This window comes from Paenibacillus sp. 2TAB23, assembly GCF_052115165.1.
GTDB lineage: Bacteria > Bacillota > Bacilli > Paenibacillales > Paenibacillaceae > Pristimantibacillus.
Genome location: NZ_JBFRGD010000031.1, coordinates 25,185 through 38,691, shown reverse-complemented (window position 1 = coordinate 38,691; position 13,507 = coordinate 25,185). Strand labels below are relative to the sequence as shown.

Below are 13,507 nucleotides of genomic sequence, written 5' to 3'. Positions count from 1 at the left end.
TCGTTAGGACAATCCACTGAAGGAGGATGACGTCATGACAACGAAACGACTGCCCATGCACGACCACGATTACAAGACGTATCCCAACATCGCCCATTTGTTCTGCATGATCGGGAACCGGGAGGAGACGCTCCCGTGGGTGTACAACAATTTTATTCAACTCGTTTATTTCGGTTCGCTCCGCAAAATCGACTATACCAACAAACAGGATAGCTTCTTTGACCCGCTGCTGTTCGACTGTCCGTGGCTTCAATTTCAATTCATGCACCGGGACACCGTAGCGCAAAAATGGAACGGAAGCATCGTCCAATTCGCGATCGACGCCATTGATATGGGGCAGTACGTGTATTTTTTGGCCGATCAATCGCATATTCGGGAATCCGACGCTTACGGCAGGCATGCGCACAATCATGACATGTTTATTTACGGCTACGATAAGGCAGCGGGGACGCTGCATATCGCGGACAATATGCGGAGAGGAAGATACGTCGAGACGTCCTGCTCCTTCGCGGAGATGGAGGCTGCTTACGCGGCAGCCGATCCGGACAGCGATTGGTTTGACCGGCGAGTGATGTCGGTATCCTTTAAGCCGAAAACCTATTTTCAGTATGAGAGAAATACGGCCTTCGATTCGTTGTCCGTCGTGGACGCGATGGACCGGTATGTCAGGGGATGGAAGCCGCATTCTTACTTATGTTTGGAAAATACGTACGGGATTAAGGTGTATGACCGTATTCAGGAATATTTGCAAGGGATTGAGCAGGAGCGGGACGTGGCAGATATCCGCTTGCTGCATATTTTGTGGGAGCACAAAAAGCTCATGCATAGAAGACTCCGCTTCATGCTCGAGCACGATTTCCTGCGGGATGCTTCGCTCGAATCGGCTTATTCCGAGGTGGAGAGAGGACATGGGATCGCGGTAGGCCTGCTGCTCAAATATTCGGTGAGCGGAGACAAGCGGAGCGTCGCCAAGGTATCCTCTCTCCTGTCCGACGGGGCAAGACTGGAAAAGGAATTGTTGAACAAGGCCATAGCAGGGACGCATCATCGTCCCATGTATGATAAGGGAGGTGCTTTGAGTGGAGAAAATTCGGTTGTCCTGCAAGGGCATACTGACCGCAAACCAGGCAGAATCGTTGATGTCCAAGCTGGCATACAGCATTGAGGGCATTCGCAGCTGCGACTGGGATTCCGAAATGATGGAGGTTGTCATTGAGCCCGTAAGCTTGGAGTCCTGCGAGGCGATTGCTGCGACGGTAGAAGCGATGATCGCCGAGGAACGAGGGATCCGCACGCTTGGAAGCAGGACGATTAAGCAAACTCCCGCAAGATCGGTTTTTTTGGAAGGGGGCTTCGATGACGGCCGCGAGAAGACGCTACAGCAAGCGTACGCGGTGGACGGAAGCGTCAAGCGTGATTATGCGGTAAGGCTGATCGGGCTGCTCGACCGGCTGTTCGAAGAGATGGCGGTCCGCAGGGGAGCTGCACTGCGCCGATACCCCTCCATGATTGGAATTGAAACGCTGGAGAAATGCGGTTATATCCGCTCTTTCCCGCAAAATCTGTTCGTGGTGGGCGAGTTTCCCCATCGGTATGACACGCTCAGGCAGGTCAAATCGGCTGCGGACCCCACAGCGCTTGCCAGGCAAAGCCGGCACGCCTTGGCTCCTGCTGTATGCTTTCACTGTTATGCCGAATTTTCCGGGCAAGTGTTGGACGGGCCAGTGCGGCTTACCGCAATGGGCAATTGCTTCCGTCACGAAGCGGAGTGGAGGGTGGGCAACCACCGACTAACTGAATTCGGCATGAGGGAAGTCGTATTCGTCGGAGACACGGATTTCGTGGAGGAAGAACGAGGCTGGTGGATGGAGGAAATTTGGTCGTTGTTTGTCGAACTGGGCTTGCACGGAAGCTTGACGACGGCGAATGATCCCTTCTATTTCTCGGAAGACGCGCTTAAAATCCAACATCAGAAGATGGCGTCGATGAAATACGAATTGCTGGTGGAAACGCCGGCCCGCAGCACATTTTCCATCGCCTCTTTTAACCATATGGGGGATTCGCTCTGCAAGCCGTTCGACGTCAAGGGTCCCGCTGGCTTGCCGTGGTCATCGGGCTGCGTGGCCTTTGGCATAGACAGGTGGGCATTTGCGCTGCTGGCGGAATATGGTGCATGGGACGAATGGCCGTCGGCCGTCAAGGATAGGCTTCATGGCCGTGCCATGATGCCGGCAACGCAAGGATGAGGGGATCATTTAATTAACAAAAGCAAAGGCCAAGGCCGGCTGGGAACGTATTCCTAGTCGGCTTTGCTGCGTGTTAGGAACTGCAGTGCAGAAAGCTGCAATAAACGCTGGTTAAAACAACGTGAATCATGCAAGCATGAAGCATTTCGCCCAAAGGGAATGATTTTCGGCAAATGGAGGGATTAATCGTCTTTTTCTGCTATAATTCGATAAAGTAAATGGATCCCAAGCGTTCGAAGGAGCAGACAAATGTCCATCAGTTTAAGAACCTATTCGGCCATAACCATAATTGTACTTATTATTATTCTTACGGTTTTCCTAGGCGTGTCTATCAACAAACAATCTACTAAAAAAATAGAAGCCGAAGTCGGAGATTCACTCGCCGGGTTTGCCTACCAGATGAGCGATAAGCTGGACCATTACATGTGGTCATGGATGGGCGAAATCAATATTTTGAGCAAAATCGATTCATTCACCGAAGCAGGTGGGGAAGCGAACGCGCAGCTGCTGCTGGATGAGCTGAAAAAGAACTTTCCAGCCTATTCCTGGGTTGGACTAACAGACGAGAACGGTGTCGTCAAAGCGGCTACCGATCAAATTCTTGTTGGCAAAAGTATCGGGGAACGGCCCGTATTCAAAAACGCCTTAAAGGAAACTTTTATTGGGGACGTCCATGATGCTGTGCTGCTCGCGAAGCTCATTCCGAATGCTTCGGGCGAGCCGCTGCAGCTTGTAGATATCAGTACGCCTGTATATGACAAATCGGGAAACTTCAAAGGCGTGCTGGCGGCTCACTTAAGCTGGGAATGGGCGAAGGAAGTACAGGATACGATATTGAAGCCTCTTAGCAAGAAAGAACAGCTTGAAGTATTTATCGTGGCGCAGGATGATACGGTGCTGCTTGGGCCTGACACGATGAAGGGCAACAAGCTGAATCTTGCGAGTATCCAGAACGCACGCTCAAGCAAAAGCGGCTGGCAGGTTGAGCAGTGGCCGGACGGAAAATCGTACTTGAACGGTTATGCGTTCGCGGAGGGACATGATCAATACAAGGGGCTTGGCTGGACGGTTATTGTGAGGCAGCAGGAATCGATCGCTTACCAAACGGCCTATAGCTTGAGGGAATATATCGTGAAGCTGGGCATTATTTCGGCTTTCGTATTTGCGTTAATCGGATGGATGCTAGCGGGAAATATTGCGAAGCCGCTTAGCCGTTTAACCCAAGCAGCAGACCATCTGCGTAATGATGAGCAAGCCGAAATCCCGTATTTGCGCGGAATAAAAGAAATTGAAATTTTATCTTCATCGCTTCGCGACTTGCTCGGCACGCTAGTCAAGACCGAATCGAAGCTCGGCAAGATGGAAGGGCTGGCGCATAGCGACCGGCTTACAGGCCTTCCTAATCGAATTGCGTTTGACAGCTTTCTGCCGGAGGCTGTGAAGCAAGTCGGGGAGGCGGGAGAGACGATCGCAGTGCTGTTCCTTGATCTGGACAGGTTTAAATACGTGAATGACACGTTTGGTCATCATACCGGAGATTTGCTGCTGCAGGAGGTGGCAAACCGGCTGCGGCTGCATATCAAAGGCAACGAGTTTTTATGCAGGCAGGGCGGAGATGAATTCGTTATGCTCATGCCAGCTGCACAGAATACGGCAGTTGAAGATGCTAGAATGAAGGCCAATGCCATCATCAAATCGCTCAACGAGCCGTTTCTGCTCGAGGGCCATCCGATAGAGATCGGTTGCAGCATAGGCGGAGCCATATGGACTGACCATAGCAGTGAGATTTTGGCAGTCGTTAAGCTGGCGGACGAAGCGCTGTATGCCTCCAAAAACAACGGGAAAAACAGAGTGATCTTTTATCATGAAATCCGGTATTCGATGTAGATTGCTAGGCGAAACATGCAAGGAAATAGAAAAGCGCAAGACGGGCTAAATGCCTATCGTCTTGCGCTTTTTTATTTCCCATTGATTAAGCGCTTACGTTCGCCGTATATTATTTAGTAAAATGAGTAAAAAAACAGCTTAAACTTGCTCAGGGGGGCATCAAGTGAACGTATACAACCGGCTGAAACGGTTCGAATGGTTCCGCAATCGATTAATCCGCAACAAAATTACGCTCGTCTATGTCCCGCTTATTATTATTCCCTTGTTCGTGCTTGGCTTTGCCTCCAATCAAATCTATACGAATGCGATCGTAGAGAGAACGGTAAAGAGCGTATCGGATAATTCATCCTTGATCATTACCCAGATTAACGGCAAGCTTGCCAATGCAGTCAATGCGGCGAATATGCTCACGCTGAATATGAACAAGGTGCTGGTCGAGGATCAGTCGGGAGCGGGAGGACAGATGTCGGAGCTGCAGCTTTATACCAAAATCACGAATCAGCTGAGCTTCGCGCTGGTCGTATTTCCCGATGTGGAGTCTGCAGCATTCATTGATCCCGATTATCATATATACGGCTCCAATACGAGTATGGAAAGCAAGCGGGAGCTTGCGGCCGGAAGCGAGCTGCTGCGACGGCTGGAGCAATCAAACGGAGCGAATATTTGGTTTCCGATGCAAAAACGCAATTATCTCGTGAATAATGAAACGGAACCGATTCTTACGCTCGGCAAGCGTATCGTGAATATTAATACGGGCGTTCCGATCGGCTACGTCATTCTGAATATTAGGGAGAGCGCTTTGTCGGCCGTGTATGAGGATATCGGTTCGATTAAGGAAGGCTCTTATTATATCGCGGATACGGCTGGGCGCATCGTCTCCTCTAAGCAGGAGGATGAGGTGCTGCAGCCGATTACGGAGCCCTCCTTATTGGAATGGGTGCAGAAAAACGCGGCTGGAGCGAAGGTCCAGTCGACTCGGGATGGGGATATGCTGCTGATCAGCAGCGATATGCAGGGACTGGGCTGGAAACTGATTTCCCAGGTGCCCTATGATTTGCTAACGGAGGATACGAGAAAGATTACGAAGCTGATTCTGCTGATCGGCCTCGTATGTTTTGTTATCGCGCTCTTCGTCGCCAGGCTGCTGTCCAATGTGATTTCAAAGCCGATCGTCCACTTATCGCGCCATATGAAGAAGGTGAAAGAAGGTAACCTTGACCAGCAGATCGAGGTGAACTCTGGCGATGAGATTGGTTTGCTCGCTTCCGGCTTCAATACGATGATGGGTCGGGTCAAGGAGCTTCTGGTGAACATCAGCGCGGAGCAGAAGAAGAAGCGGGAGTACGAGCTGGCCCTTATGCAGGCACAGATCAAGCCGCATTTCCTGTATAACACGCTGGATGTGATCTATACGCTGTCGGAGATGGGACGGGCTCGGGACGTGCAGCGCACGACGAAGGCGCTCGCGGATTTCTACCGGGTTGCGCTCAGCCAAGGCAAGGATCAAATTAGGCTGGAGGAGGAGCTGCGGAGCGTCAAGGATTACTTGTCCATTCAGCGAATCCGCTACTCAGACGTCTTCAATTATGAGATGGACGTCGAGCCTGAGGTGCTGGGCAGCATGATTCCGAAGCTGACCATTCAGCCTTTGGTGGAGAATGCGATCTACCATGGCCTGAAGAATAAGATGACGTTTGGGCTGTTGACGATTACGGCTAGGTGCGAGGATCAGAAGGTTGTCTTGATCGTAAAGGATGACGGGGCGGGCATGACGGAGGAGCGTCTTCATGATCTAAGAGCAAGCATGAGCGGCGCGCAGCAGCAGGTTGGTTATGGAATAAACAGTGTGCATGAACGGATAAAGCTTTATTTCGGCGAGCCGTATGGCATACAAATCGAGAGCGAGAGCGGGCTCGGCACGACGGTGACGGCAGAGCTTCCCTATCAAGCGGAACAGGAGCGGTAGCAGCGATGCAGAAGGTAATGATCGTGGATGATGAGGTTATATTTCGAGACTATTTGAAAACGGTGCTGGACTGGGAAACGCTCGGTTTCGTCATTAGCCAGGAAGCTAAGCATGGCCAAGAAGCTATGGAGATGGTTGCCATAGAACAGCCGGATATCGCGCTCGTTGATATTACGATGCCGTTTATGGACGGGCTGGAGCTGGCCGAGCGGCTGAGGGAGCAGTATCCGGAGATCAGCATCGTATTGATTACGGGACATAATGAATTTGAATATGCGCGCAAAGCGCTTAAGCTTGGCGTTGAGGATTACATCCTGAAGCCCTTCTCCAAGGATGAGCTGCTGCTTACGCTTGTGAAGCTGAGACAGCAGCATCAGAAGGCGCAGGAGGAGAAGGTTACGCTTCGCGAGAACACGGAGCTGATGAAAGAGAGCTTCCTCAGCCAGCTGATAAGCCGTGAATATGCGCTCACAGAGCCTGAGACCATCAAGCGGCTGCAGCAATTCGGCGTGTATGCGGAATCCGGCCTATATGTCGCAGCCTGTATCGAGATTGACCATATGGACCGCAAGTGGAGCAAGGCCAGCGACCGGCTGCTGATGAAATATGCGGTCACGAATGTGCTGAACGAGGCGATGGAGGAGAGCGGCAATTATTTGATATTCAACGGGCCTGAGGGACGAATCGTAGCGCTCGCTCGCCATCAGGGAGGTCTTGCAGACGAAGTACCAACGCTGGAAGGCTACAAGAAGCTTTGTTTTCTCATCAAGAAGTATTTGAAATTCACGATTACCGTTGGCGTTGGACACAGCAAGGACGGCTTCAAGGGGGTAGCTTCCTCTTACCTTGAAGCGCTTGAAGCGCTGCAGAATAAGTTCGTGCTCGGCAATGACAGGGTAATCGCTTATGGGGAGCAGCTGCCGAGCAGCGGCAACCAGCCTTTTTATCCTACAGAGGTGAACGAGGAGCTGCTCGTGCTGCTGCGTCTGAATAGCTGGGAAGCGATTGAACGGAAGCTGGATGATGTGTTCCAGACGATACGGGAGCGAAGGCTGCCTATCGATTATATTTATGTCATTTGCATGGGGCTTGTATCGGTGAACCTATCTTACTTCGAGGAATCCGGCCATCCTGTCGAGGATTGCTTCGGCGATCAGTTCTTTCCGTATAACGAGATTCGCAAGCTGGAATCGGCTGAGCTGACATTCGACTGGCTTAAGGAGCTGTTCCGCAAGGCTGTGACTTACAACAGCAAGCATCGCAATACCCGATCCTCCCAAATTGCCAAGGCAGCGAAAGCCTACATGGAGAACCATTATGCGGACCCTGCGCTGCAGCTGGACCAGATTGCTTCGCATGTATTTATTAATGCCAGCTACTTGAGGGCGGTATTCAAGAAGGAGATCGGCATTACGGTCAGCGATTACTTAACGCAATACCGGATGCAGCAGGCGAAGGAGCTGCTCAGCCGCAATAACGTAAGGTTAACGGACATTGCGGAAAGGGTTGGATATAACGATTCGGGATATTTTAGTAAAAGTTTTAAAAAGTTTTACGGATATTCCCCTAGCGAGTACGAAAAGAGCCGCCATTAGCGGCTCTTTATTGCGAAAACCTGCGGATTTTACCAAAAGCACGCAGTTTCTTCATTATCAAGCTTCGCTGATTTCCTTATACTCAGAAATGTAAAGAGCGTGAACAAAAAGCTTTGGCTAGAACAAACATTAGGGGGTCAAACGATGAAAAAGCTTGCAATTGCGGCGATGAGCTTTTGCTTGGTATTCTTGGCAGCCTGCGGCTCCGCGGGCAGCAATGAAGCAGTGAACGACAAAGCGGCTAATGAAGGAAACAAAGAGACGGCGACAAACGCCGCGCAGGAGGAAACAAAACCGGAGGACGACGCTAAGCCGGTTAAGCTTCGGATTTATGCGCAGTATGCCGATGACGATACGAAGCTTCCTTACGATTATGCGGTAGCGGAATTGAAGAAAGAAATGCCGAACGTTGAGCTTGAGCTTGAAGTGCAGGCACAGGATGACGGCCAGAAATTAAAGACTTACGCGGCAACGGGTAACTTGCCTGATATTTTCCAAGCGGGTCTTGATATCATAACCACGTTCAAAAAATCCGGCAACATTCTTGAGCTGGACTCCTACGTCGATGAGCTTGGCTTCAAGGACAAAATGTTCCCGAGCACAATGAACACGCTCGTAGCAGACGACGGACATACGTATGCATTCCCATATGCGGGCAATGAATTCGTATTGCTCTACTACAACAAAGAGCTGTTCGAGCAAAACAACGTAAAGGTTCCAACCACCTACGACGAGCTGATGACGGCGGTTACGACGTTTAATGCGGCAGGCATTACGCCAATGTCGATCTTCGCCAAAGAGAAATGGCCGACGGTTGCATTGTTCGACATGTTCGTAACGCGCAGCGAGCCGCAAGGCATTCTGAAGCTTGATAAAGGTCAGGCAAGCGTGAGCGATCCTGCTTACAAGGAAGCAGCGGATAAAATTATCGAGCTTGTGAAAGCAGGCATGCTTCCCAAAGGCGCAACGAACCTCAACTATGACCAAGCAGCGGCATTGTTCCACCAAGGCAAAGCGGCGATGTTCCTGAATGGACAATGGGAAATTGCCGAATCCACGAAGCAGCTCGGAGACAAAGCAGGCTGGATGTACTTCCCAGGCAAAGACGCAGCGAACTACGAAGCTAGCAAATATGCATTCAGCGGCGGCGGCGGACCGGGCGGCTATGCGGTAAACCCGGATACGAAGGACAAGGATTTAACGGCTAAGGTAGCCGCATTCATCTCGCTCAAATACGCGGAGTACAAATATACGGAGCGCGCCAATCCGCTCGTTTCTACAAAGGTAGATAAAGCGATCGTTACCGAATATCCTCCGATGATGAAGCAGCTGTCTGACGACATTGCCAAAATCACAAGCACGACTTCATTCGCATGGGGCTTGTCTGACGCGAAGTTCAAAGCAGCCATCGAGGATGCGTCACAAAGCCTGATGACCGGCGCATACAGCGCAGAGCAGTTCATCGAGGACGTGAGCAAAGCCGTTCCAGCAGCGAAATAGCAGCAAATGGAGTAAAGGAAATAAAGGGTAAACGAGGCGGAACTCACTCCCGTAAGCAACAACCGGAGTGGGTTCTCGTTCTCTAACGGCATAACGCAGCTTGGAACGGATAGTCAGACTTGCAGAGGAAGTGATGAAATGAACAAATTTCTGGGGAACAAGACAGCGATACTTTTGTTTATATTGCCTGCTCTCCTCTTATACACCGTGATGGTATTTTACCCGATCGTCCAGACGTTTTTTCGCAGCATGTATGAGTGGGATGGACTTTCGGAGGGCACTTTCATTTGGTTCGACAACTACACGAGACTGTTTCAAGACAGCTTGTTTTTCACTTCCCTTAAGAACGGCCTAATCTTCGCGGTAATCATTACGGTAACCCAGATTGGGATCGGCTCGATTCTAGCTTTCGCGGTTGCGGATGCGAAGTTCAAAGGGCGCAAAATTTTGCGCATTAGCTTTTTCATACCGGTTGTGCTTTCGATTACGGTCGTTTGTCAGCTGTGGCTGTCTATCTATAATGGCGAATATGGGCTGATCAACAAAATATTCGAAGTCATTGGGCTTGAATACAAGCAGGATTGGCTTACGAGCAGCAAGTCGGCAATTATCGCGATTGCGTTCGTAAATGCGTGGCAGTATATGGGGTATCACTTCGCCCTTCTGCTTGCGGGCGTGAAGTCCGTTCCTGAACAATATATGGAAGCTGCCCGCATTGACGGGGCGACGAAGCTGCAAGCCATTCTGAAGATCAATATTCCCATGATGGCGGAAACGTACAAATTTTGCCTCGTATTCGCGATTACAGGCGGGCTGAACGCTTTTGCCAATATGTATATCATGACAAGCGGGGGACCTGGCACCTCGACTTACACGCTCACTTATCTCATGTATCGTTCTGCATTCCGAGTAGGAGAGTTTGGTTACGGCAGCGCGGCGGCGGCAATTCTCGTCATTGAATGTCTGATCGCGACGCTTATTATTAACCGGCTGATTGCTAGAGAACGCATTTCATACTAGAGGAGGCGTGCCCCAGATGACCTGGATGATGAAGCTTAGAAAAAACAACCTGAGCATGCAAATTTTTTTATGGCTGTACGCCATATTGTCCGTATATCCGCTCGTATGGATGATTTTTTATTCGCTCAAAAACAATGATGAAATTTTCGTAACGAATCCGTTTGGACCGCCTGTGCATTTGCGGTTCGAGAATTACGTAGAGGCATGGTCGAAATATAATGTGCCATCTTACTTTATGAACAGCTTATTGGTTGCGGTAGCGACTGTAGCGGGGGCTATTCTGCTTGCGGTTATGTTCTCCTATGCGGCTGCAAGGCTGCGCTGGCGGTTCAGCAAAATCGCGCATACGTATATTCTTGTGGGCATGTTTATACCGATTCAAGTCATTATGATTCCGCTTGCGATTCTCGTGAGGGATTTGAACCTGGCTAACACTTACGGGGCGTTGATCATTCCGTATATCGCTTTTAACATTTCATTTGCTTCCATGGTATTTTACGGCTTCTTCCGCAGTATTCCGATTGAAATGGAAGAATCGGCCTGCATTGACGGAGCGAGCATTTACCGGACGTTCTTCAGCATCATGCTGCCGATCATCAAGCCCGCGCTTGCAACGATGGTCATCTTTATTTTCCTCAATTCATGGAATGAGTTCACGATGGCTGTCATTCTCATTACCAAGGAAAGCTTGAAGACGCTGCCGCTCGGCCTGCTGTTCTTCCAAGGGCAATTCACGACGGACTGGGGCGCTATGGGAGCGGCAATGACCATTGCGAGCCTGCCAACGGTTCTGATCTACATCCTGTTCAGTGAACAGGTAGAGAACGCGCTTACCGTCGGCTCGGCTGTCAAAGGTTAATTATAATTTCTCATACACGCGATCCTCGGAATTGCTGGATGTGAGCTCGCAAAGACGCTCTGCCGAGAGCTTGTCCATATAGGCAGCGACGGCGATATAAATCGCAGGCTTGCCGGTAGACATTCGCGTATCCTGCACGAGCTTCTGCTCAATGAGGAAGTTGGTGATGGCAAGCGTGCTGATGCGTCCGTATTTGAGCGCGTCGCTCACGACGCTTTGCGCCGCAGGCGGCAGATAGAACGGACTGGAACGTTTGGCGTCTGAGCTGCTTGTTTCAGTCTCTCTCCGCATGGCAGCGCCGAGCTTTCTGCCGGCCTCCTCGAACGTTTGTGCATCTTGATTGGGCGAAGCAGAAGGCTCATCAAACAGAAAAGCGCCTTGGCTCTCTGTTTCCTCGTCGAAGACGAACGCGCCTTGGCTGCCTGCCGGTTCATCGAACACGAAAGCGGCCTGCCCGCTATCGGATTCTCCGAAGCTGAAGGCTCCTTGCTGCACAGCATCCTCGCCAAAGAGGAAGGAGCCCTGTACGGAATCGGGTTCTGCATCTGTTTGGTCTTGTGGAGGAGGATCACCCGCTGTATCCGTTATCTGCACAGACTCGGGTTCCCGGGGATCATCGCCTATATCCGCTGGTGCATCATAATAAGTCAAAGCGGCCGCGAGCCGCTTTTTTCTATTCACGACATCAAGCTCGTGAAGCCTTCTGCGGATACGCGCAAGCTGCCGATCGAGCAGCGGAAGCCCGGCATCGATTTGCGCCTGAATATCGAGCGGTACCTCCAGCTCCTCGGGAAGCGGCAGGAACAGATGCTGTCCGAGCTGCCAGCCATTCTGGTATTTGCTAAGCACCTCATTCAGTTCCCCGTCAAGCACATCGAAGCCTTTCATAATATCAGCGATCGCTTTCGCATCAATACCGGTATGAAGCTGCAAATGCTCGATGCCGAAGTATCGAATGGTATTCGTTGGCACATGAAGCACCTGGTGCTGATAGCGCAGCGAGCGTCCGCATTCGCACTTGGTGAGCGGCGATACCTCGCCGCTGTCGGTAAACCCGATATAATCCCACTCCTCGATAAAGGACTCGATGTCCTCGAACTGCGCATCCTCGGGAATGAATTGACATTTTTTGCGCGCAAGCTGCCTGGCGAACAACGTTCTTCTGCCGCGAACAAGTTCATGGTGCAGGAAATGGCGTTGCTCCTCTGACAGCTGCTCCATAATGCGGTCGCGCTGCTCCAGCGTCATCTCGTATTTCATCGCGCACCTCCGTATCTCTATGACTATAACCCCATATCGGAGCTAAGCAGCTCCCCTAAGGGCTGGATTGTAATGTGACGTGTTCGTTTCTTCATTATAGATGGGGAGGATTAATAAGTCATTAAGGATATGGATGCAAGCCGCAAAGCGAACGTCATACAATTGACATCTAATGAGCCTGCAATACCGAAAGGTTATCCGATATAATGTAGGTTAGGTTGAGCGGTTAGCCAAGAAGCTGCCGCAGGAGGAGGTTGTTACTAATGTCCGGCAAGGAAAAGAAGCTTGATCTGCCTAAGATACCAGAAGGGCTTACGGCGCTTGACGTACCCGATTACGAATGGGCGGACGAGCATGAAATTAGCGACAGCATCATAGAGGATTGCGGCATTCACAATCAATCGGCGTATAAGCCCTGCTTCGATAGAGTCGTGTTTCAAAACGTAGTGTTTCGCGGGACGAGCCTGCGCAAAGCGGAGTTTACCGATGTTCGGTTCGTAAACTGCGATCTATCGAATATCGATTTGAGCGAGGTTATCCTGCACCGCGTTTCCTTCCATAATTGCAAGCTGCTTGGTATGGATATAACGGGATCGACGCTGCGCAACGTTTGGTTCGAGCAGTGCTACGCGGATTATGCGGTGCTGCGCTTCTCGAATGCCAAAGGCGTGAAATTCGAGAAGACGTCGCTGGCCAAGGCGGATCTCTCGAATATGACGATCGCGCAGTTTTATATGAAGGAAGCGAATATTGATCAAGCGCAGTTCTCGCAAACAAAGCTTGGCGGCGTCGATATTAGCAGCTGCGAGTTTAATGCCATTGGCGCGGGATTGGAAGACTTGAGGCGCTGCATTATTTCACCGGCGCAGGCGATTACATTCGCGACGCATTTCGGCCTAGTTGTAGACGACGGCACGAATTAAGCAGCCTTAATCGGCAGCATAGGAGTACTTGGAAGATAGCCGCGAGCATGCAGCTATCTTCTTTTTGCTGTAAAGGGAGCTTTATGCCCTCCAAGATTATTCCCATTTGGGATGCGCAGGGCCATGCAGATACCTTCAAGTGAATCGGTGCGGTTTTGCCTCGCCTGGGTATGAACAGCGTTTTTTGGTTTGTGAATATATCGTACCTGAGTGAACATTATGGTGATTCTGGAGCCGAAACATGACGTATT

10 protein-coding genes are annotated in these 13,507 nt (G+C 50.7%); 9 read left to right on the top strand and 1 reads right to left on the bottom strand.

The features are described from left to right. Positions 1 to 34: 34 nt before the first annotated feature. From AB4Z29_RS29100 to AB4Z29_RS29065, 8 genes are all read left to right on the top strand, one after another. Positions 35 to 1,165, top strand: coding sequence for a hypothetical protein (locus tag AB4Z29_RS29100; protein WP_441946453.1), 1,131 nt, complete (start codon positions 35 to 37; stop codon positions 1,163 to 1,165). Beyond that, positions 1,080 to 2,246, top strand: coding sequence for an amino acid--ACP ligase (locus AB4Z29_RS29095; RefSeq protein WP_441946452.1), 1,167 nt, complete (start codon positions 1,080 to 1,082; stop codon positions 2,244 to 2,246). The genes AB4Z29_RS29100 and AB4Z29_RS29095 overlap by 86 nt, the downstream gene beginning before the upstream one ends. A gap of 249 nt (positions 2,247 to 2,495) precedes the next feature. Further along, a complete protein-coding gene (locus tag AB4Z29_RS29090) occupies positions 2,496 to 4,133 on the top strand; it encodes a sensor domain-containing diguanylate cyclase (RefSeq protein WP_441946451.1) in 1,638 nt (545 codons plus the stop codon). 163 nt (positions 4,134 to 4,296) lie between these two features. Then, entirely contained in the window at positions 4,297 to 6,099 is a 1,803-nt protein-coding gene (locus AB4Z29_RS29085) for a sensor histidine kinase (RefSeq protein ID WP_441946450.1), read from the top strand. 5 nt (positions 6,100 to 6,104) lie between these two features. Next, positions 6,105 to 7,694 carry a response regulator gene (locus AB4Z29_RS29080; RefSeq protein WP_441946449.1) on the top strand — a complete coding sequence of 530 codons (1,590 nt, stop codon included), beginning with the start codon at positions 6,105 to 6,107 and terminating at the stop codon, positions 7,692 to 7,694. A 144-nt stretch (positions 7,695 to 7,838) separates the two neighbouring features. Beyond that, the gene (locus AB4Z29_RS29075; protein ID WP_441946448.1) at positions 7,839 to 9,194 is read left to right on the top strand and encodes an ABC transporter substrate-binding protein; all 1,356 of its coding nucleotides are present in this window, start codon (positions 7,839 to 7,841) and stop codon (positions 9,192 to 9,194) included. A gap of 138 nt (positions 9,195 to 9,332) precedes the next feature. Beyond that, the gene (locus AB4Z29_RS29070) at positions 9,333 to 10,214 is read left to right on the top strand and encodes a carbohydrate ABC transporter permease (protein ID WP_441946447.1); all 882 of its coding nucleotides are present in this window, start codon (positions 9,333 to 9,335) and stop codon (positions 10,212 to 10,214) included. A gap of 16 nt (positions 10,215 to 10,230) precedes the next feature. Further along, a complete protein-coding gene (locus AB4Z29_RS29065) occupies positions 10,231 to 11,073 on the top strand; it encodes a carbohydrate ABC transporter permease (protein WP_441946446.1) in 843 nt (280 codons plus the stop codon). On the opposite strand, the gene AB4Z29_RS29060 is transcribed toward AB4Z29_RS29065, so the two are convergent. Continuing rightward, positions 11,074 to 12,333, bottom strand: coding sequence for a hypothetical protein (locus AB4Z29_RS29060; protein ID WP_441946445.1), 1,260 nt, complete (start codon positions 12,331 to 12,333; stop codon positions 11,074 to 11,076). It lies immediately after the preceding gene. Between the two features lie 263 nt (positions 12,334 to 12,596). Between AB4Z29_RS29060 and AB4Z29_RS29055 the strand changes: the two genes are divergently transcribed. After that, positions 12,597 to 13,256: a pentapeptide repeat-containing protein gene (locus AB4Z29_RS29055; RefSeq protein WP_441946444.1), complete on the top strand. Its 660-nt coding sequence runs from the start codon at positions 12,597 to 12,599 to the stop codon at positions 13,254 to 13,256. Positions 13,257 to 13,507: the final 251 nt, after the last annotated feature.